Origin of the sequence: Cyclobacterium sp. SYSU L10401, from assembly GCF_010993705.1 — a bacterium.
Lineage (GTDB): Bacteria > Bacteroidota > Bacteroidia > Cytophagales > Cyclobacteriaceae > Cyclobacterium.
This window is the reverse complement of the sequence record NZ_WOFO01000004.1, coordinates 418,248-440,370: the sequence shown is the minus strand read 5'-3', so window position 1 is coordinate 440,370 and position 22,123 is coordinate 418,248. Positions and strand designations below refer to the sequence as shown.

Here is a 22,123-nt window from a genome sequence, read left to right as displayed (position 1 = left end):
TTTATTTTTTCAAACCCAACTCTTTTAGCCTTTCTTCCAAAAACTCTCCCGCTGTGCAATCTTCAAAGGACTTTGGAAAACCAGCACTGACGCAATTTTCCAAACAACTCAGGTCCATCTCTGACCTGGGATGGAGGAAGAATGGAATCGAATACCTGCTGCTGTTCATCTTTTCCCTGGGAGGGTTCACTACCCTGTGGATGGTGGATTTGAGCCTTTTGTTGGTCAATCGCTCCAACATGTCTCCGACATTTACCACCAGTTGATCCGGGAAGGCAGTAATCGGGATCCATTTGCCATCTCTCCTTAAAACCTGCAATCCATCGGCACTTGCACCCATGAGAAGTGTGATCAGGTTGATGTCTCCGTGCTCCGCTGCCCTTACAGCATCTGCTGGTACCTCCTCCGGATTTTCTATCGGGAAGTAGTGAATGGACCGTAAAATAGAGTTGCCATAGGTGACCTTATCATCAAAATAGGTTTCTTCCAGACCCAGGTTCAAGGCGATGGCCCTAAGCATCTGCTTACCTGCATCCTCAATCGTTTTAAATACCTGCAAAGAAATCTCCCTAAATCCCGGTACTTCTGCAGGCCATACGTTATGAGGATAATCTTCCTTGACAATATCGTCATTTGGGATAAGGTCCATAGGTTGGCCCACATGGTAAAACTCTTTCAGGTCTCCAGTATTTCTGCCTTTGGCATGTTCCTTACCCTTTCCGGTATATCCTCTCTGGAAACCTATTTCAGGCTTTTCATATTTTGATTTTACTTCATCAGGTAAGGAAAAGAATTTTTTTATGGCTGCATATAACTCATCTTGCATGGCCTGGTGTAGTCCATGGTTTTTGATGGCTACAAAGCCAATATTTTCATAGGCATCCCCCAAATCCCTTACAAACGCCGCTTTTTTGACCCGGTCGCCGGAAACAAAATCAGCCAGGTCTAGAGAAGGGATTTTATCAAATAATATTTCGCGCATCTACTGGTATATTTGCTGCAAGGTAATTTTTTTATATTTAAAATTAAATACCTTAACCGGTTTTCATCAGGTTGAATAAGGGGTATTACCGTCATTTTGAATAGTAAGTAGTCTTGGTTTATTCCATAGGAAGGGGAATTATACCCTTAAAGTAAAAATCCTGAAATTTACCCCGTCATGCTTCTCAGTATAGCCAGTGATTTGATCTCGCCGAAACCCTCCATATGTATTTTATAAAACAGGAGCCAATCGTCCATCAAAGCACTCTTTATTTTACCGGGAATCGTGAGTTGGTCTTGAGCACCTGAAAGCATGAGCCGGTCAAGGTGACCTTTCTTGTCTTCATAGAGCTTACCTGACTGATTCAGGGGCAGCTGCAGATAGAAATCAGTGGCATCACTGGGCTCAAAGCCCAGGAAACGGGAAGTTTTCATTAGAAATAATAAAATAAATAAACCAGGTTGAAAATCCTCGCTATCCAGGTCTGAAATTTTTTCAAAGAGAAAGTCAAAAAGCTGTTCGTTCTGGTAGTTGTCAAAAATGATTTTCCCCAGGATTTCTCCTATAAACATACTGATGCCGGACCGATAAAAATCAAATGGGATCCGATGGAAAGCTCTGGCCAGTTTAACCTCCGATAACCTGTTGATATTGGCACTTTCTTTTTCATAAACCACCAGATCCAATAAAGTCAGGGGTTGAAAATGGGCCATTTTAGTTTTGGATTTATTGCTTCTTACCCCATTGATCAGATAGGTTTTCAAGCCCAGGTCACGTGTGAAAATTCTGGTTATGATAGACGTTTCCCTGAATTTGGTATACTTGATAACTATTCCGGTGGTTTTTTTTAGCATAATTCCTGATTTTATGACTGATCACCATAAAAACACCGCCTGCACCGGGCCTCATAACTCTCCTTTTCTCCCAGCATTACCTTTGATTTTTCGGAAGATAGCCTGTAGCTGAAGGAGGCAAGGTCACCACATTTCATGCAAATGGCATGTACCTTGGTTACGTATTCTGCAACTGCCAGGAGTTGTGGCATGGGTTCAAAGGGTTTGCCTTCAAAATCCATGTCCAAACCAGCCAGAATCACCCTGACCCCAGACCTTGCCAGTCTTTCGGCTACAGCCACGATTTGTCTATCAAAAAACTGGGTTTCATCAATTCCCACGACATCGCAGTTATCTGCCAATAAAAGGATATCATTGGCAAACTGTACAGGAGTAGAACGGATGATGCTTTCGTTGTGGGAGACCACATTTTTTTCATCATACCTTTTATCTACTGAAGGTTTAAAGATTTCCACTTTTTGTCGGGCAATAATTGCCCGGTTTAACCTGCGGATCAACTCTTCAGTTTTTCCGGAAAACATGGACCCGCAAATGACTTCAATTTGGCCTTTTTGGCCGGCATGACTTTGGTTTCCTAATGGAGGTTCTAAAAACATTGTTTTGCTAAAAGTTGATCGTATGACTTCTCTTTTCAATTTTGAAAAGAGGAGCCTGTGGCCGTAATATGCTTTTGGCCTTCAGCTGGTGAAATTAAGGGTTTTCTTCTTATTTATGAAAATAAAGGATTGGGATTACGGGTTTACCAACAGGAAATCCCTCTTTATATTAAGGATAAAATGCCTAACTTTACTTTTACTTTTAACGGAAAGAAACAAGTCAAATGGCAATTCACAGGATTTTAGATCAAACATACATAGACCGGTATTCGGAAGCATTTTCCAAAAAAGTATGTGGGGAATATTTTACCGACAGGCAATACATGAGTGGTCAGGAAATCATTCAGCTTACGGCAAGCAAGCAGCTGAATTTAATGGCGATCAAGATTCTTTTTGATCGGTGGCAGGAGCAAATGGAAGCCATGGCCCGTAACCCTTATTTTGACTTCAGGGATTATGCCGTTAAGGAAGCCCTGGTTCAATTCATGAATACCTTGTCCAGGGCCATAAAAATTGAAAGGTCAGCTTTTGAGCCTTTGCTAAACGAAGCGGTAAGACTTACCCTGCAACTGGGAGCCGACCCTGTCAGCTTTTTTGAGCAGGAGTGGGACAGCGCCGAAGCCAAACCTGCCGGCTATTTTAAGGACCTGAAAAAATACATCAAATGGCATGCCCCCGCCTGGCAACCCGTAGCATCCTCCCTGGCTGATCATCCGGAAAATTCAGAATGGAAGCAGGAATTGAAAGAAAATTTTGAGAAGAATGCCTCTACATTGGACGCAACCGAGAGTCTGCTTGAACCCTTGAATGAAAAATTACCGATCGATTATAACCAATTATGGGCCAGTAAAACAGTTGCTCCCTGGGAAGTAGATGCCCCTGAACCCGCTGTAGAAAGGGAAGAAAATTCCCAGGAAGCTGAACAGACCGAAAATGAATTGCCTGCAGATATAGAGGAGCCTGATGAGGCTGCAGATGAAACAGCCACCGAAATAGATCCGGCACTTGCATGGGCGAAATTTGAATCTGAGGAATATGCTTTTATGAAAGGGAGTATAACTCACCTGAGAGAGGGTATGGGCATCAATCAACGCATCATGTTTACCAAAAGGCTTTTCCAGGGAAATCAAGACTTGCTGGATCAGACCCTGGATGAATTGAATAGAGCTGAAAGTTTTTTTGATGCTGTGAACCTGCTGAATCAGGGTTTTGTGCATACCCTGAAGTGGGATGTAAATTCTGAGGAAGTTCAGGAATTGCTACAGCTGGTTTTCCGGAAGTTTGATGGGGAGGAGGATTGACACCATTGCAGGCCCATTACCGACAACTGCATGAAAGCTCCCTGAAGAAGATTGCAAAGGAGGGTTTTTCGTATGATGCTGCCTTGCAGGATTCAGGGGATAGCAGGAGGGGATTGACCCTGCTGCTGCGACCCAATGAAAGCTTAAAGGCGGCTTTTGGCAAGTTTCTGGAAGCTGTGAAGGCAGTGGAACCGGATCAATATTTCTATCCAACCTCAGATATGCATGTGACCATCATGCCTATTATTTCTTGCTATTCTGGTTTTAACATGGATGATCTGGAACTTTCCCGGTACTTTTCCCTCATTCGCCATGCCCTTCTTCCGGTCCGGAAAATGACCGTCAGGTTTGAAGGAGTATTGGCTTCAACTTCCTGCCTCATGATCCGGGGTTTTCCGCTTAATGAAGAGCTGGAACATTGCAGGCAAAACCTGAGGGCAGCTTTTGTCCCTACCGACCTGGAGCAATCGTTGGATAAAAGATATAAATTGGTCACCGCACACAGTACAGTGGTCAGATTTCAGCGAGAGGTAAAACAACCGGAAAAGGTTGTGGCGCTACTGGAGCAGTTTGAAGGTTATTTTTTTGGAGAGCAAATTTTTGACCAGGTAGCCTTTGTTTACAATGACTGGTACCAGCGCAACGAAATTGTCAAAACCCTTCAATACTATCCTTTGAATGACTGATTCCTATCCGGGCAGCTTAATCGGAAACTTTCACATTGTCAATATAAAACAAAGCCATGGCATCCTTATCATCTGCTCCTGGAAGGGGAGGCACTGGATCTTCATTGGGAGTCTTTCTGTTGGGAAGGTTTCGGTAAGGACCTGTACGAAAGGAAATCCGCTCCACAGATTTGACGGCTTCGGTTAAGGGTATTTTTTCTGCTACCAATTGTCCGTTCCAGTACAGGTCATAGGATCCAAATGGCTGTGCGTTGATTTCCAGCCTGAGCTTTTGCCAAACTCCGGCTTTCACTTCTCCCATTTTTTGCTCAAGATGCCCTGCCATGTAACTGAGCTGCTTTTCCGGATTGATTTTAATCCTGACTGGCCGGTTTCCATATTGGTCCACCACATCCATTTCAAGGAGCCCGGCATTTTCGGGGGCTACCATCAATTCCCATGATACATGGACTGCTTTTGATTCCTCAAAAACCCTTATGGCACGGGCATAATCGTAAGGATCCTCATCTTTCAGCTCAAGTGCCAGTCCAGGTCCATCCGGAGCTTTTACCACATTCACCGGAGCCCAAAGTGGGGCATAAATGTTCCAATCCGGTACAAGCCCTGCTTCCTCCAATTGGTCAAAATCATCATCCACAGGACCGCCGACCCGATGGCGTATAGGTGTGGGGACTCGACTGACCCACATGTCTTCCTTATTCATGCTGTAGGTTAGCCACATGTCATTTCCGGGAGGCATGCCATTTCCAGGAACGATTCCCCTCACATAGCAAGGCCCAAAATCCTTCCATCTCCCGTAAAATCTTCTGGCAGGCACTTCTCCCTGTACCAGTACCATGTCATCGAAAATGATTCCATCATCAGAACTGATAGCAATTAAGGGGTACCTGTATTCGTCAATATCGATGGGATTATATACCATGGCGAAGCGGCCGTCCCGTGTCTTTTGACCCCAGACTTTGCCGCCAGCCATGGTAAGGGTAGGTGCTCTTACGGAGGGCGTAAAGTTTTCACCCCCATCTGCAGAGAGTGCAGCCATAGAGCGTTTCCAAAGGCCGACAGTTTTGCCATCTTTCCTGGTAAAAAATGAAAAAGCAGATCCACCCCTTTCTCCCTTATAGAAGCCATCCATTCCATTGTCTTCATCCCTCCACTGAAGGGTCATGAGGGTATTGGCCAGCAATTCCTCACAGGCTGCTTTGAAGCCTTCATCGGGAGAGGATTGGTAGAAAGGAAAAGCAGTATTGCTATCATTCCAATGGGTATGGCTGCTGTACCGAATAAAAAAGATGGGACCCAAAGTGCCATCTTTTTTTATTTCCCGTACTACCCGGCCGATACCCCCTTCTTCAAAAGGGTCTTCTGTATGTCCATAAAAAGCCAATGTAAGCAACTTTCCGTTTTTGCTTGTATAAAACCCCATGCGCTGGTGCATCATATAGCCATCATACCCTGCCGGGATTTCTGTTCCCTCTGGCGCCGGGTATGGAGGGAATATCACCTCAGGGGAAGACCATCTCCTGCCGTCTTCAGAAGTGATCAATAAAGTCTGACCCGGGGCAATGTGTTCATCTACCGGATTGCTCAGGTATTGCTGGTAAAATTTACCCTCCCAATAGGCCAGGTTGGAGGCATGGTTATACGTCCATCCATGGCCATCGGCGAGTTCTGGCTGAGACCTGTTTACCCTCAGGGTTTGCCGGCTTTCCACTCCTATGGCATACCGCAACCGTCCCTCATGCCGGTCCGGGTCTATACTGTTCCCTCCTATATACCTGACAGGCTCATGGTGGCTACCGGTTTGTGCCTGCAGGTTGAGGGAAAAACAGCAGAAAAAAACCAACAAAAGGCTTGAGGGGGCAGTAAGGGTATACATGAATTCAGAGTTTGATAAATATTTTTCTTCGGAACAAGATGAAGGCAGGAATGAAATTTATTCCTACAAATAAAAGGGCATAGGATAAGCTCGCCAATTTGGCGGAAATTCCCAAACCTGTGAGGCCATTCATAAAGTGGGTGTTCAGGGACTGTCCACCTATTTCCCATCCATAAAACAGCAAAGACAGGACATCAGCCAGTACGTACACGGTGATGGCATTGGCACCAAAAATGATACCCACACTGGTTCCTTTTTGTTTGCCCAGAATGTCTACCAAAAAATAGCAGGCGCCTAAAGCGATAAATGCCGTTCCACCGGTGACCAGGGTAAAGGAACTGGTCCAGAGGTGCTTGTTGATTGGAAAAACCTGCGCCCAGAGTAAACCCAGCAATACCAGCGGGACTCCTATGGCCATCAAGTAATTGGCTTTGAGCTGTTCATTACTCCTACCGAGTAAAATTTTTCCTGCCAGTAAGCCCAAAATACCCGTGACTATAGCTGGAAGGGTACTGAATAAACCTTCGGGATCCCAGCTGCCTTCCCACATTTTTCCAGGTAAAAGGATGCGGTCTATCCATGCGGCCAGGTTCCGGCCGGGTTCAAGTATTATCAGGCCCTCATCTGGGGTAGGTATCAGGGTCATGGCCAGCCAATAAAGCAATAATATGCTTCCCGCCAGATAGGCTTGTTTTTTCCAGTCTGTGTTTAGAAAAAGGAAAGCACAAACCAAAAATACCAACGCAATCCGTTGTAATACGCCTGCAATGCGCATATCGGTGAAATCAAAAGTGGGGATAAGGTTTAAAAAAACGCCTACAACGAAAATCTTTATTGAACGTACCACGATTTTTTTATACATTCCTTCCTTGGGAAAGCCTTCCTGAAGCCTTTTGGTATAGGCAAAAGCAATGGAAACACCTACGATAAAAAGGAAAAAGGGATAAATGAAATCCGTCATGGTAAGGCCATTCCACGATGCGTGGAGTAAAGGCGGGTATACATGGCTCCAGGATCCGGGGTAATTAACCAGAATCATGGCGGCAATGGTAAACCCTCTTAAGGCATCCAGGGAGATCAATCGGGTAATGGTAGGCTTCATAGAATAAAATTATGTGTTTTTAATAGTCAATTTAATACCAAGAGGGGTAATAATAAGGCTATTTAAATCTTTTGAATTATGAATAAAAGCAATACTTACTTTCTGCTCCTCGGCATTTTTATTTTCTTTACCAGCTGTCAGCAAGAGGAATCCTGGCAAAATACCGTCAATCAGCTTCATTTAGAATGGGAGTTGGTCAGTAACTTTACTGAGGAGGAGGGACAGTTTGAAGCACGCTTTATCATTGAAAATAAGGGAAACGATCCATTGGAAGATGAAGGTTGGGCTTTGTTTTTTAATATGTCTCCCCGGATGATTGTAAGCAGTACCAAGGCAGATATTACCCATATTAATGGAGATTGGTATAAGCTCAGCCCAAGGGAGGGATTTTACCTGGATGCGGGAAAACAAATGGAAATATCCTATACGGGAATAGAGGGTGTCATCAAAGAAACCGATGCGCCTATGGGTCTGTACATGGTGTTTTATGGAGCCGAGGATCAGGAATTGGCGACCATCCCTGTCAGCAACTGGGAAGTAAGGCCTTTTGAAAGAAAGGAGCAACTGCTCAGGGGAGCCATGGATGAAGAAAATACCTACAGCCCCGCCAGCCAATTCAATGCCAATGAAAAAATGGAACCCGTCAGTTCATCGGAACTTTTGCCGATTATACCTTCGCCCTATCATATGGAAAAAGGAGCAGGTACCTTTGAAATTGAATCCGGAATGACCATTGCCTTTCAAGAAGGCCTTGAAAATGAGGCCGCCTACCTGAACGAAAAACTGGAAAGCCTGACGGGTGTGAACCTGGCCAGCAATGCAGGCCAGGGTGGAGAAGCCGCGATTTCCCTTGCTATAGCTGATATCAGAATAGATGGCAAAAAAAAGGAAGCTTACCAGCTGGAAATAAGTGGGGATGGAATCACCATAACTGGGGGCGATGCAGCAGGGGTTTTTTACGGAGTACAAAGCTTGCTGGCACTAATGGGGCCTGAGGTTTATCTGAATGAATCATCACCTGTAGGTTTGCCTTTCGTTTATATAGAAGATGTTCCTCGATTTGGGTTCAGAAGTTTGCATGTTGATGTGGCCAGAAATTTTCAAACCAAAGAAACCATCAGAAAGACATTGGATATGATGGCCCATTACAAACTGAATCATTTCCTTTTTTACACCTCTGAAGATGAAGGTTGGAGGGTTGAAATTCCAGGTTTGCCTGAATTGACAACTGTCGGTGGACAGCGTCAGCATGTGGATGGAATGGATGAGGCAGCGCTGCATCCTGCTTATGGTTCCGGTCCGGAAGCTTATGGGGAGGGCAGTCATGGCAGTGGCTTTTATTCCAGAGAAGAGTTTATAGATATCCTCGAATATGCCAGGGACCGGCACATTACGGTCATTCCGGAGTTAAATTTCCCCGGACATGCCCGTGCTGCCATCAAATCCATGGAGGCCAGGTACCTGAAATATATGAAAGCAGGAGACGAGGCTGCCGCCGAAGAATACCGTCTGATTGATCCCAATGATCAGTCGGAGTACCTTTCGGCACAGGCATACAAGGATAATGTCGTCAGCGTAGTCCGGGAATCTACCTACCGTTTTTATGAAAAGGTAGTGGATGAATTAATGGCTATGTATGCTGAAGCGGGCCTGGAGATGAAAAAAATGCATGCCGGAGGAGATGAAGTACCTGTAGGTTCCTGGACGCAATCACCTATGGTGGCGGAATTGTTGGAGGAGTCTCCGGGGGAGTCATCCTCTACGGAATTATTGCTGGAAGAACTGCCCGATATAGGGGATATGGATAACCTGCAGGCTTTTTTCTTTCGGGAATTACTGACACGATTGGAAAAACGGGGCTTGGAAGTTCATGTGTGGGAAGAAATGGCGTTGAGAAGGAATGAATCCGGCTCCCTGGTTCCCAATCCTGAATTTGTGGGTAGGAAGGTCATACCTTATATATGGAACAATATGTTTGATTACCCGGATTTGGGCTACCAGCTGGCGAACCAGGGTTATGAAGTGGTACTTTGTAATGTGTCAAACTTTTACTTTGACCTGGCCTATTCCAATGATCCTGCAGAACCTGGTTTGTATTGGGCAGGCTTTGTAGATACCAGAAATGCCTGGACATTTGCTCCTTTTGACTGGTTTAAAACCACCTATAAATCAAGTATGGGCAGACCTCTGGATAGGAAAGCAGCATTTGAAGACATGGAACGAATATTTCCCGAGAACGAAGGCAACATCCTGGGCATGGAAGCGCAGCTTTGGGGAGAGACTGTAAAAGGAGGTGACATGGCTGAGTATTACATTTTTCCAAAGCTACTGGGTTTTGCCGAAAGTGCCTGGGCAAAAGAGCGGAATTGGGAAACAGAGGATAACCTGGAAATTATGGATCAGGCGATAGAAAATGGGTGGAATGGCTTTGCCAATACCATCGCTCATAGGGAGTATCCCAAATTATCCCACTGGAATGGGGGCTATTTTTACCGCATTGCCCCTCCGGGAGTGAAGGTTGAAAATGACACCTTACAGGTTAATGTGGATTTTCCTGGTCTTGAATTGCGATACACTACAGATGGCTCCGAACCAGGACCTACTTCCAATCTTTATGAAAGGCCAATCCCTCTTGGCGGACGGGTAAATATCAAGGCATTTGACATGGCAGGAAAGGGAAGTAAAACCGTCACCGTATTTCCCTGATTTACCACTGAAATCTCTATCCTTGCTATTTAATATAATTTGAATCTAACTGAAGAAGAAAAGAGATTTTCCAATAATAGTAAATGGCTTTTTATAATTTAATACCAGCAAGATGTAACTAACCGAGATTATATTGTAACACATTGAGGCATTTTCTTCTCCATCTTTGTATATAATTAATTTGCTCAAGTTGAACGGGCAAAAGGATCCAAAAGCCTTATATGTTATGAAAAAGATATTAGTTGTTGACAATCAAATTTCTACTTGTGAGCTTTTACAAAAATTTCTTTCGCAAAAAAATTTTGAAGTGGAAACCATTACACAGGGAAACCCTGCTCTGAATATCATAAAAAAACGCCATTTTGATATTATTATCAGTGAATATCGCTTACCTGATATAGGAGCCGTGGAATTCTTTGAAAAAGTATTGAAAATTCAGCCTGAAGTATTCATGATTTTCATGAGTCAGGAGGTCAATTTAAAAAATGCTGTTGATCTGATCAAAAGGGGTGCATTCAATTTTCTGACCAAGCCATTGCATCCAGATGAGTTACTCGAAGTGATACAGGACTGCGATAAGCTGAAAACATCCTTTTCCCCGGAAGCATCTTTTGCAAACAAACAACCCAAGTCCCGGGAGAATGGGAAAAATGAGGAATTCGGCTTTGTGGTGGGTGAAAGCAAAGAGGCTTTGGAGATGATCAACCTGATAAAAAGGGTAGGGAGTACTAATTTTACCGTTATAATAGAAGGTGAAACAGGTACAGGGAAAGAAGCCGTGGCCAGGCTTATCCATAAAGTAAGTAGCCGATGCAATAAACCATTTATAGCCGTGGATTGCGGAAGCTTGTCCAAAGAAATTGCAGGAAGTGAGCTTTTTGGTCACGAAAAAGGAGCCTTTACCGGAGCCATTACTAAAAAAACAGGTTTGTTTGAGCTGGCCAATGGAGGCACCATTTTCCTGGATGAAATCGCCAACCTATCCCCGGAAACGCAAATGGGATTGCTCAGGGCACTTCAGGAAAAGCTCATTAGAAAAATCGGAGGGGTTGATGAATTGCCCATCGATGTGAGGGTAATTGCAGCGACCAAAGAAGACCTGATCGTCAAGTCCGGAGCAAACTGTTTTAGGGAGGACCTGTTTTTCAGATTAAGTGAGTTTATTTTGAAAGTCCCCACTTTAAAGCAAAGGATTTCGGACCTACCCCTATTCATTGATCATTTCCTCCAGCAGACGAGCGAGGAATTAAAGATTGAAAAACCCCTGCTTTCAGAGGAAGTAAAAAGGATATTCAATAGGTATGAGTGGCCCGGAAATGTCAGGGAATTGAGAAATGTAATTCGTAGGGCTTGTTTGTTTATCGAAGCGGACAACTGTATTTATCAAAATGCTTTGCCTAAGGGGCTGTTAGATGCGCTTGTACCCATTGAAGAAAATGGACTTTCAAAGGCCAAAAACGAAAGGTATGCTGTAAATAGGCTGGATGAAGGTGCTGACACGGATCTTAAATCAGCGGCCAGACAGGCTGAATTAACCAGAATTATGGAAGTACTGCACAAAGTTGACTTTAATAAAACAAAAGCCGCAAAGATTCTTAACATCCACAGAAAAACCCTATACTCCAAATTAAAAGTTGTAAATTTAGCCTATTAGCGAAGCAGGCCGGCTTTTTTTTGAATAGTAATGATTTGAAACCTTTCAGATATTGTATGATAAGCCCCACTACCATCCCAGCTGCTTTGAAAACCTGGCAAAGAATTTAGCCCAATTTGACATACAGACGGATGACATTCCCACAGCATTCAATATTTTTATGAATGTGCAGGTGGCCCTGGATGGGAGGATTCAAGTGGCCCCTCCAGAAAGTAAAGCGGGTGACTACGTTTTATTTAAAGCCTGCATGTATTTAATCATTGGCCTTACCGCCTGTTCAGCGGAGCAATCCAACAATTATCGCTTCAAACCCATCGCCTACGAGATAAACCCTACTTAATAATTAAACAAAGGAAGGAAAGTGTTTGCAAACCTACTGCCTGCTTGATTGGTTCAACCCATCTCTAGGCTGCTTTTTTGCTGATTTTTCAAATGACTGTGGTACCATTCAGGATCATTTCTTTGAATCAAGCCTATTCCCTCATCCAAATTCGCATCCAGTTCTTCCCGAAAAAGATCATCCTCGGAAAAGGCCTCCTGTAAAATCATTTTCCATTGTTCTTTCACCTGTGTATCGCCTGGTGTAGACCTGAGTTGATCCAACCTGTCGTGTCCGGTGGTCCGGGTCAATTTACATTCTAACCATTCATAAATACTTTCTAGTTTTCCTTTTACTTTTTCATTGCCTGAAGGGTTGTCCAGGTATAGTAATACAATGGGCAAATGTGCTGCTATGGTTTTCATGGATAGTTGGTTTATATGAATCTCTTTCACTTCTGTTGATAAAAAAGACTGATGAATGCATACAGGTTATTTGTATTCAAAAAATGAACCAAAAATTTAATCAATTAAAAAAATCAAACAGAATTCTGAAAAAAGTAATTTTTGTTCCATAATCAGGATTTGTATGGAAAATTAACACAATTTTAAAAAGAACCGGTTTTTAAAATGATATAATCAATCAATAGGTTATTTTTTTGTGATGGTTTTGTTAAATCCTTCATTTCCAACCCCAAATGGATTAGTTAAATTCGCAAATTGAAGATTTATATACGTGATTTGCGCAGAAATTCTAGTTTTAAACCTTGATATTCATAAAAAAATAAGACGGACCAATCCAAATAATATGTTTTGGTCTGTAACCGAAATATTATTACAACTTAAATACTTGGGATATGGAACAACCTGACAAAAAATTACTGGATGGTTTTCGAAACGGAGACCGAAAGGCCTTCGAGAAGATTTACCAATACTACAGGATACCTGTGATCCGTTTCAGTGTTTCCATTATCAAGGATGAACAGGAGGCGGAGAACATTTACCATGAAGTGATCATGAAAATCCTGAAACGAAGAAAAAACATCAAGCCGGAATTGAATTTCAATTCCTATGTGTTTACCTCAGTAAAAAACGAAATATTTGATTACCTGAAGGCCTTGAATAAAAACAACAACCTGAAGGAGCAGTTTTGGGAAAGGATCCATCAGGAGGAAGAAGCGTGCAGTCAGGTAAAGGAGGAGCAGCTGACCAGAATGGAAAGCATTATTCAAAACCTTTCACCAAAAAGGAGGCAGATCCTGGAGATGAATTATTTTGAAAAGAAATCCTATAATGAAATAGCAGATATTCTGATGATTTCAAAAAACACCGTCAAAAACCAATTGGTAAAAGCCAAGTTTATTTTAAGAAGGGAGATGGAATAAATTAATATTTTTAAGTTTACAGGATAACATCAATAATTTTCGGCTGAACTGGACTGGTTTTAAGATCGTTTTATTTGTTGCCTTGGCAAATTATCTGGTCTGTTTTTTCCTCAGACTTCCTCAGCTAAGGATACGGACTTTTTTTTGAATTGCATTGGTATTTATTTTTTGATCCGACCGCTATCAGGAGTAACCAGGAGGGCATGCTGGTGTTTATCTCAAAAAAAGTGGGTGTTTTTCTTTTTTGGCGTCCGGTGCATCGGCTCGCCTTTTTCATTCGTTTTTCACCTTATACCTGACGGACTTTCCGGATGCCAGCCGTTTACTTGCATTGTTGGTAGGGTAAACATGTTGTCAGTAGTAGTGCATGGCTTACTGGTCAAATTGGCCATGGCCTGGTCGGAAAGCCAATCTAAAATTAACGCCTGGAAATTCCTGACACCAATTAATTTTTCCCCATGCTTTCTAGACAAAATGTTACGGTAATATCGTATTGCTATTCAAAAAAAAAGTAGAAGAGTAGGGATGTATCTGATAATATCTTTGGTAGGTAAATGTTAATGTGTCATTTTAATCATTATCCCATGAAGATATTCATACTACTACTGCGGCAATTCGGCTGTTTGGTCACCATTTTGGCCATTTTGCTGACCACTGCTCCGCAGGTTTTTTCCCAAACCAGCAGACAAGTGAAGGGAAAAGTTTCCGATGATTCTGGAGAGACCATCCCTGGAGTAAATGTTTTGGTCAAAGGTACATCCGTTGGTACCATTACTGATATCGACGGAAGTTATGCCATCAATGTTCCCGAAGGAAGTAATACGCTTGTGTTTTCCTTTATTGGTTATGCGACCAAGGAAGTAGAAGTAGGAAATAGCAATACCCTTGACCTGGTTTTATTTCCTTCCCTGTCCGATATGGAGGAAGTGGTGGTGATAGGTTATGGGGAACAATCCAGAGAAACCCTTACCACTTCCATCACTAAGGTAGACGAAAAGGTTCTGGAAAGTGTTCCTTTTCCCAATGCCGCATCGGCACTTCAAGGATCAGTGTCTGGCGTCAGGGTACAAAGTACCTCAGGCCAACCCGGCGCTGCGCCAAGGATCATCGTAAGAGGGGGTACCTCTATCAATAACCCCAATGGAGCCGCACCACTATTTATTGTAGACGGTGTAATCAGACCTGACATGAATGACATTTCAGCAGATGATATAGCTTCGATGCAGGTATTAAAAGATGCAGCAGCCACCTCCATTTATGGAGCCCGGGGATCCAACGGGGTAGTCATCATCACCACCAAAACCGGAAAATCAGGCCAATCTAAGATCTCCTACCGGTATGACCTGACCCTATCAGAACCTGGTAAACTTTACGAAATGGCCAATGCCAGAGATTACCTTACCATGTTTAGATTGGGTCATATCAGGCCTGATAAATTTCCGGATGAAACCGTAAGGTTAGGCCTGCCAAATGGATTTGGAACGGGAAATGACTTGAGTAATAATACCGCATTTACTACGCAATACCTTACACCGGAAAATGAGTACAAGCTAAATGAAGGGTGGGAAAGCATGCCGGATCCGGTAGACCCTTCCCGAACCCTCCTATTTCAGGACAATGACATTCAATCCCTGATCTACCAAACGGGTGTTTCCCATAACCACCATGTGGGGATTCAGGGAGGTACCGAAAAAGCTACTTTTAATGCTGGTCTGGGTTACCTGTCCAATGAAGGAACAGTCGTCACTACCGCTTATGACCGCCTTACTTTCAATTTAAATGGGGAATTAAAAGTAAAGGATAATTTAAGTGTATTTGGCAGGGTCCTCTATACCTATAATACTACCAATACCACCGGTCAATCCACAGCTGTTACTTTCTACCGCTCAGCAGGTCTTGCTCCTACAGCCAAGATTTACTTTGAGGACGGCACCCTGGCACCGGGTACAGCTGCCAATATTGGAAATCCCCTGTATTTTCTCAATAACCGCGTAGCCGAGAGTACGGCGGAAAAATCAACTTTTACTGTTGGAGCGCATTGGGACATTTTGCCAGGCCTGTCTTTCGACCCCCAGTTGTCCATGTACAATGTCAATAATGACAGCTACAATTTTCAACCAGGATTTTTAAATGGTCCCTTGAATTTTGTGGACACCCGAAATGCCAGTGCTTCCAATTATCAGTGGAGGCAAAACCAGGCCGATCTCGTGTTTTCCTATGGAAAGACTTTTGGCGAAAATCACAACCTGGATGCTAAACTTGGTTTTGCCTATTATGACCGCAATATAGCCACCTTAAGTGCTTCCGGAAGAGGTGCTTCAACGGACTTAATTCCTACACTCAATGCTGCCTCTGAACCCACTGCTGTAAACAGTAGTATTACTGATCAGGTGATCCTTGGGTATTTTGCGCGGGTAAATTATGACCTGGGGCAGAAATATTTACTGTCTCTTAATATGCGTTACGATGGTGCTTCTAACCTGGGAGCGGATAACAAATGGGGCTTTTTCCCAGGCATTTCTGCAGGATGGAATCTTCATAGGGAGGATTTTTGGCAAGATGCCCTACCTGAAAATCTTCTACGGATGAAGCTCCGGGCAAGTTATGGTGAAAATGGTAATATCGGTGGATTAGGTGATTTCGCTGCTCAGGGAGCGTATGGGGTTGGAACCAGATATGCAGGGATCTCTGCTATTCAAAATACGGTTATACCCAACCCCAACCTGCAGTGGGAACAATCACGAACGATAGATATTGGTGCGGATTTCAGTTTGTTTAATCAAAGGTTGAACTTTATCGTTGATGTGTACAGAAGGGTCACAGACAATTTGATCACCAGTCTGCCCCTCCCTCAATCTACAGGTTTTTCCAGTGTATTGACCAATTTGGGCAGCTTGGAAAACAGGGGTTTTGAGCTGGAAATGGGGGCCAGCCTGTTGCCGGAGGGCAGTCCGGTGACCTGGGATTTATCGCTAAATGCTTCCAAAGTTAAAAACAAGATCCTCAGGCTTCCACCCAATGGGGTGGAGAATAATCGGGTTGGAGGGGTTTTGGTATGGGATCCCTCACAGGAAGATTATGTGTGGAAAGGAGGGCTTCAGGAAGGCGGTAAACTTGGAGAAATGTATAGTAGAAACCAGTTGGGCATCTACGCCACTGACGAGGAAGCAAGTAATGCCCCAACAGACAATTACATCGTATCCGCTGATAAAACCAAATACGGAGGGGATACCAACTGGCAGGACCTGGATGGCAATGGAATCATTGATAGCAGGGACCAGGTATACATGGGTCAGGAGTTTCCGGTTTGGACAGGGGGGATTACCAATTCCATCAGCTATGGCAACCTGAACCTTTATCTCCGGTTGGATTATACCACAGGGCATACGATTTTTAACTGGGCCAAAATGTTTATTGACACCAATTTATTTGCTGACAACAATATGACCCAGGACAAGGTGGATAATTCCTGGAAAGAACAGGGAGACATTGCCGAATATTCCCGGTTTTACTGGGGAGGTGAAAGGATACAGCGAAACAACTTTAATGGAACGGCGACCTCTGGCAACTCAGTATTTTTTGAGTCCGGGGACTTTCTGGCTGTCAGAGAATTAACGATCAGTTATACCGTCCCTCGTGCCTTGCTTGACCGGATAAAAATCAATGGTCTTAGATTTAATGTCACCGGCAATAATTTGCATTACTTCACTCGCTACAAGGGTCTGAACCCGGAAGAAGGTGGTAGGGATGATGGCCGCTATGCCATACCTAAAAACTTTATTTTCGGAGCCAATATTACGTTTTAATCAAATCATTGAGAGCCATGAAAGGAATAAAAAAATACTTTGCCATTACCCTTTTCCTGATAATGGGGTGGGCATGTACAGAAACACTTGAAGTAAATCCTACCAGTGTCATTACCACCAATTCATTCTGGCAGAGTGAAAATGACGCGGAAGGAGCATTGATGGGCATGTATGTGGAATTAAGAAGCCTTGCACAGGGCCTGCACCAATTGGGGGAACACCGCAGTGAGGTTCTTTCTCCGGGACTTTTCGGAGAAGGGGTCTTTATCCTGCACCGAAATCAAATGAATGCGGATACTCCTGGTCATCCTGACTGGAGCGGGTTTTACCGTGTCATCAATACGGCAAATCTTATGTTGAAATACGTCCCTGATATTACTTTTTCCAACGAATCCAGAAAAAACCTGATGCTTGCCCAGGCGCATGCCATGCGGGCCTATGTCTATTTTGTAATGACCCGTACCTGGGGAGACCTGATTATCAGAGAAGAACCTACTGAGGGATTTGGAGCGGATGTGACACAAAGGGAAAGATCTCCACAGTCACAGGTGTTTCAATTGATCAAGCAGGATATTGAGGAGGCCCTTCAATTATTCCCTGACAATGGATTTACCATTGGAAGGTCTGTATGGTCCAGGCCGGCAACAAATGCGTTAAAAGGAGAAGTTTACCTTTGGACCGCCAGGAGATTGGAGGGAGGAACGGAAGACTTCCAGACTGCATTAGCTGCTTTGGAGGAAGTAGATCAGGCAGATGTGGGATTATTGGATGACTTTCAGGATGTTTTTGACTTCGAAAACAAAGGAAACAGGGAAATTCTCCTGAGCATCCGACACCAGGATTTGGAACCGGGAAATTATTTGTGGTTCATGTGGATCATTGGAGCAGCCGCACCCAGCAATATAGATCAGGAAACCCGGGATAAAATTTTCCCCATAGGGGGAGGGCAGGGACTGATGGTTACTTCCGACCTGGTACGAAATCAATTTGAAGCAGAGGATGCCCGAAGAGATGCCTCCTTTTTTGAAATTTACACCATCAACGAAAACGGGGGCAGGGAATACCTGACCAATATACAGCAGAAATTCCAGGGAACCATCATTGGTGGGAATCGGGTATTCCTGAGCGATCCGATTTTGTACCGTTATGCCGACGTACTGTTGATGAAAGCTGAAGCCAAGAATGCGTTGGGGATGGATCCTGCTGCAGAGATCAACCAAATCAGGCAAAGGGCTTATGGGGATCAGTTCCCAGGTAGGGAATTTGTGGACCAGGGTAAAGAAGCCAACGATGAGGTCATCTTGAAAGAACGTTTGCTGGAGCTTTTACATGAAGGTAAAAGATGGTGGGATCTGGTTCGGTTCGGGAAAGCATTCGAAATGGTACCAGCCCTTCAGGATAGGGAAGGCGAAGACCATTTATTGCTATTTCCCATTTCCAATACCGTGTTGAGTCAGGAACCGCTGGTGGAACAAAACCCTGGGTTTTAAAAATAAAAAAAATAAATAACAGATGATGTATAGTTGGTTAATTACTACTTCTATGGCCATCGGTATACTGCTGATGCAGCCGACCGAAGAAAAAAGCAAGTCGCCACTTCCAAAAGAAAAGAAATCCGTGGAAGTACTTCAGCGATTGGTATCTATTGACAACGTTTGTGCCTGGCCCAATTTGACAAAATTGGAAGATGGTAGCATCCATGCCAGTATATTCAACCAGCCCAGCCATGCCCGGAGAGAGGGAAGTGTGGAAGTTTGGTCTACCAAAGATGGTGGATTGTTTTGGGAAAAAACAGGCGTTCCTGCTGCTCACGACAAAGGTACCAACCGAATGAATGTAGCGGCTGGTTCCAATCAGAATGATGAATTGGTGGTAGTGGCATCAGGCTGGGAATTGAAGCCCGGAGAAACCCCTGATGCTCCCATGGATTTAGTAGGGGTGCTGAGGGCCTGGGTATCCGTCTCGGGAGATGGGGGAAAGAAATGGAAAACCTATAAAAATGGCTTTCCTGAAGCAGAGGCTGGCATGACGGAATTCATACCCTTTGGGGATATATTACCTGCACAGGATGGCAGCCTCAGGCTGCTGGCCTACGCCCAATCCCTGGATAAGGAAATCAATAAGGTATCCCTATTTAGAAGTGATGACCAGGGTAAATCCTGGAACTGGATATCCCATCTTAGCGATGCCAGCGGGCCCACAGCCTTTGCAGGCGGGCATAATGAAACGGCATTTTACCAAACAGGGCCTAAAACCTGGATAGCCGCTGCCAGAAGGTGGAAGGCAGGAGCGGCCATGGATTTATTTATCAGTGAAGATGATGGGGAGAGTTGGAAATATCTTCAACAATTGACAGAGGAAAGGCAGCACCCGGGACATATCACCACCATGGACAACGGAGACTTGCTTTTGACCTACGGAAACAGGATACCTGGGGAGTTTGGAGTAGCGGTTAAATTCAGCTCGGACCAGGGCAAAACCTGGTCAGAAGAGTTCCTGGTAGTGGACGACCTGAAAAGCAGCGATTGTGGGTATCCGTCCAGTGTTCAACTTCCGGATGGGAGCATCATGACGGCTTTTTATTCCAACGGGAATGCCGTGCATGACCGCTACCACATGGGGACTGTTATTTGGAAGAAACCGTAACTTGCTGATGAAACCACTCGGTGCAGAAGAAATTGTAGGTGTTTGGGGTACGGTATTGCTACCTGTTCAGAAAAATGAAGCCATCGATTGGGGGCTGTTAGACGAGGAAATCGCCCTACTGCTGAATACGGGGCTACACGGAATCTACACCAATGGCACAGCCGGAGAATTTTATAACCAGAGCGAATCGGAATTTGATACCCTTAGTGAAAAGGTGGCTGCCGCAGCGGAATTAAAGGGAGTTCCCTTTCAGTTGGGCTGCTCCCACCCCTTGCCATTAGCCGCTCTAGAGCGGGTAAAGAGAGCAAAATCATTGCATCCGGGAGCTTTGCAGGTTGTTTTGCCCGATTGGGTAGCTCCTAACCGTGTTGAACTGTTCCGGTATTTAGAGAAAATGGCCAAAGTAGCTGACCCGGTGGGTTTGGTGCTTTATAATCCGCCCCATGCAAAAAAGTACCTGAAGCCAGCCGATTATCGGGATATTTTATCAGAAGGCTTTCCTATTGTGGGCTGCAAAACAGCCGGTGGGGATGCAAGCTGGTACAAGGAAATGGCCTCCCTTCCCCAACCATTCTCTCATTTTATCCCGGGCCACAAGTTGGCTACCGGTATGCAGCTTGGGGCCAAAGGTTCCTATTCCAATATCGCCTGCCTGCATCCAAAGGCTGCTCTAAAATGGTATGAAAGTATACAGACAAATCCCTCCGAGGCAAAAGAATGGGAAGCTAAACTGGGCCTCTTTTTCCAGGAAGCCATCTTCCCTCTGATCCAAAAGGATGGATATTCTGATACTGCCGTTGATAAGTTTCTGGCAGCCATCGGAGGCTGGTCGGAGATTGGAACCCGCCTCCGCTGGCCCTATCAGGGAGTGCCCATGGAATTAGTCCTGAAAAAAAGGAAGCAACTGGAGGAAATATTCCCGGGTTTTTTACCCCGGATTAGGTATTAGGTTTCGTTATGAAGGCTGAAATTTCAAGAAAATCAGGCAGTTTGGAATCTAGCACCGCTATGGTGAAGTTGAAAACTGCTACGAAGTGCCTGATTTTGAAGTAATTTCAGTCTGCAATAGAATTCCTAATGCATATTCGGGTTTAAATGTTGAATAAATAAGACTACGTAAAACTATGATGAATCACCTGTTTTTAACCCTAATCCTGATCGCATTTAGCATTGAAACTGGTTTTGCCCAGGATGCGGATACGCCCAAAACAACCAAAATCTGGGACCAGGCTCCCCACAATGCCTTTCCGGATATGATCCGGTTTCGGGGAATGTTTTACGTAGCCGTGCGGGAAGGGAATAACCACATGCCGGATAATAGTGGCAGGGTCCGTATCATCCGCTCCAGGGATGGAGAGGAATGGGATAGTGTAGCCTTGTTGGAAAAAGAAGGTATGGACGTTCGTGAAGCCCGACTTTCAGTAACCCCTGAAGGTAAAATCATGGTGTTGACCGCTGTGGGCATTTATGACCAAGGTTACCAGGAGCTTTATCCCATGGTGGCTTTTTCAGACGGGCAGGGTGGTAATTTTTCTACTTTACAACGTACAGAATTAAACATTGAACCAGGGTTGGATTGGATTTGGAGCCTGACCTGGCATAAGGGAATCGGATATGGCGTAATGTATACCATTAACGAGGAGGAAGGTTGGGAAACCCATCTGCTGAGAACCAGGGACGGTATAAAGTTTGAAAAGGTTTCGGGTATAGATACGGGAGGCAACCCGAATGAATCTACGCTTCGGTTTGACGAAAACGATCGGCTTTACGTTCTGGTAAGGAGAGAGTCAGCAGATCAAATGGGTGTCCTGGCAAAAAGCGAGTACCCTTATACTGATTGGAGCTATACCAAACTTACCGTTCGCCTGGGAGGTCCTAACTTTTTGTTTTTCGGAAAAAACAACTTGTTGATCGGTACCCGTGATTACCGGGAGACCGGTGCCAAAACCGTCCTGCACCGAACGGACCTGAAGGGTAATATTGAAAAGACGATAGAATTCCCCAGCGGTGGGGACACCAGCTATCCCGGAATGCTGTATCACAAGAACAAATTATGGCTGGTCTATTATTCCAGTCACGAGGAGAAGACCAGCATTTACCTGTCCAAAATTCCACTGCCCTCGCTTCGCAAATAAGCTGAAATAGTAGAAATAAACGACTCGCACCGGACTGAAGGATAGGGATGTTTTTTTCTTCAGGTCCTTTACCCGG

General features: G+C 44.4%; 17 protein-coding genes. 11 read left to right on the top strand and 6 right to left on the bottom strand.

All coding sequences use genetic code 11. From position 1 onward, the window contains the following. Position 1: 1 nt before the first annotated feature. The 3 genes from GL182_RS12430 to GL182_RS12420 all read right to left on the bottom strand — a co-directional run bounded on the left by GL182_RS12430 (position 2) and on the right by GL182_RS12420 (position 2,432). The gene (locus tag GL182_RS12430) at positions 2-982 is read right to left on the bottom strand and encodes an isopenicillin N synthase family dioxygenase (protein ID WP_163379991.1); all 981 of its coding nucleotides are present in this window, start codon (positions 980-982) and stop codon (positions 2-4) included. Positions 983-1,149: 167 nt separating this feature from the next. Beyond that, on the bottom strand, positions 1,150-1,836 hold the full coding sequence (gene recO / locus GL182_RS12425) for a DNA repair protein RecO (RefSeq protein WP_163379990.1): 687 nt from the start codon (positions 1,834-1,836) through the stop codon (positions 1,150-1,152). Between the two features lie 11 nt (positions 1,837-1,847). Continuing rightward, complete coding sequence (locus GL182_RS12420; RefSeq protein WP_163379989.1) at positions 1,848-2,432, bottom strand: thymidine kinase; 585 nt, start codon at positions 2,430-2,432, stop codon at positions 1,848-1,850. Positions 2,433-2,656: 224 nt separating this feature from the next. Between GL182_RS12420 and GL182_RS12415 the strand changes: the two genes are divergently transcribed. Next, positions 2,657-3,733 (top strand): hypothetical protein, encoded by a 1,077-nt coding sequence (locus GL182_RS12415; RefSeq protein WP_163379988.1) that lies wholly within the window; start codon positions 2,657-2,659, stop codon positions 3,731-3,733. Then, a complete protein-coding gene (locus GL182_RS12410) occupies positions 3,730-4,419 on the top strand; it encodes a hypothetical protein (RefSeq protein WP_240469815.1) in 690 nt (229 codons plus the stop codon). Before GL182_RS12415 ends, GL182_RS12410 begins: the two co-directional genes overlap by 4 nt. A 16-nt stretch (positions 4,420-4,435) precedes the next feature. Here GL182_RS12410 and GL182_RS12405 read toward each other — a convergent pair whose 3' ends face one another. Next, positions 4,436-6,295, bottom strand: coding sequence for an exo-alpha-sialidase (locus tag GL182_RS12405; protein ID WP_240469814.1), 1,860 nt, complete (start codon positions 6,293-6,295; stop codon positions 4,436-4,438). A 4-nt stretch (positions 6,296-6,299) separates the two neighbouring features. Continuing rightward, positions 6,300-7,397, bottom strand: a complete 1,098-nt coding sequence (locus tag GL182_RS12400; RefSeq protein ID WP_163379987.1) for an acyltransferase family protein — start codon at positions 7,395-7,397, stop codon at positions 6,300-6,302. A gap of 78 nt (positions 7,398-7,475) precedes the next feature. Between GL182_RS12400 and GL182_RS12395 the strand changes: the two genes are divergently transcribed. From GL182_RS12395 to GL182_RS12385, 3 genes are all read left to right on the top strand, one after another. After that, positions 7,476-10,103, top strand: a complete 2,628-nt coding sequence (locus GL182_RS12395; RefSeq protein WP_163379986.1) for a family 20 glycosylhydrolase — start codon at positions 7,476-7,478, stop codon at positions 10,101-10,103. Between the two features lie 226 nt (positions 10,104-10,329). Beyond that, positions 10,330-11,757 carry a sigma-54-dependent transcriptional regulator gene (locus GL182_RS12390; protein WP_163379985.1) on the top strand — a complete coding sequence of 476 codons (1,428 nt, stop codon included), beginning with the start codon at positions 10,330-10,332 and terminating at the stop codon, positions 11,755-11,757. 52 nt (positions 11,758-11,809) lie between these two features. Further along, the gene (locus GL182_RS12385) at positions 11,810-12,097 is read left to right on the top strand and encodes a DUF1989 domain-containing protein (protein ID WP_240469813.1); all 288 of its coding nucleotides are present in this window, start codon (positions 11,810-11,812) and stop codon (positions 12,095-12,097) included. A gap of 53 nt (positions 12,098-12,150) precedes the next feature. Here the strand turns inward: GL182_RS12385 and GL182_RS12380 are convergent, their stop codons facing one another. Next, the gene (locus tag GL182_RS12380) at positions 12,151-12,501 is read right to left on the bottom strand and encodes a hypothetical protein (protein ID WP_163379984.1); all 351 of its coding nucleotides are present in this window, start codon (positions 12,499-12,501) and stop codon (positions 12,151-12,153) included. A gap of 431 nt (positions 12,502-12,932) precedes the next feature. Between GL182_RS12380 and GL182_RS12375 the strand changes: the two genes are divergently transcribed. From GL182_RS12375 to GL182_RS12350, 6 genes are all read left to right on the top strand, one after another. Further along, on the top strand, positions 12,933-13,460 hold the full coding sequence (locus tag GL182_RS12375) for an RNA polymerase sigma factor (protein ID WP_163379983.1): 528 nt from the start codon (positions 12,933-12,935) through the stop codon (positions 13,458-13,460). Between the two features lie 584 nt (positions 13,461-14,044). After that, the gene (locus GL182_RS12370) at positions 14,045-17,266 is read left to right on the top strand and encodes a SusC/RagA family TonB-linked outer membrane protein (protein ID WP_163379982.1); all 3,222 of its coding nucleotides are present in this window, start codon (positions 14,045-14,047) and stop codon (positions 17,264-17,266) included. Between the two features lie 17 nt (positions 17,267-17,283). Continuing rightward, complete coding sequence (locus GL182_RS12365) at positions 17,284-18,756, top strand: RagB/SusD family nutrient uptake outer membrane protein (RefSeq protein ID WP_163379981.1); 1,473 nt, start codon at positions 17,284-17,286, stop codon at positions 18,754-18,756. Positions 18,757-18,778: 22 nt separating this feature from the next. Then, positions 18,779-19,912: a sialidase family protein gene (locus tag GL182_RS12360; RefSeq protein WP_163379980.1), complete on the top strand. Its 1,134-nt coding sequence runs from the start codon at positions 18,779-18,781 to the stop codon at positions 19,910-19,912. A gap of 7 nt (positions 19,913-19,919) precedes the next feature. Then, positions 19,920-20,861 (top strand): dihydrodipicolinate synthase family protein, encoded by a 942-nt coding sequence (locus tag GL182_RS12355; RefSeq protein WP_163379979.1) that lies wholly within the window; start codon positions 19,920-19,922, stop codon positions 20,859-20,861. Positions 20,862-21,036: 175 nt separating this feature from the next. Beyond that, positions 21,037-22,047, top strand: coding sequence for a hypothetical protein (locus GL182_RS12350; protein WP_240469812.1), 1,011 nt, complete (start codon positions 21,037-21,039; stop codon positions 22,045-22,047). Positions 22,048-22,123: the final 76 nt, after the last annotated feature.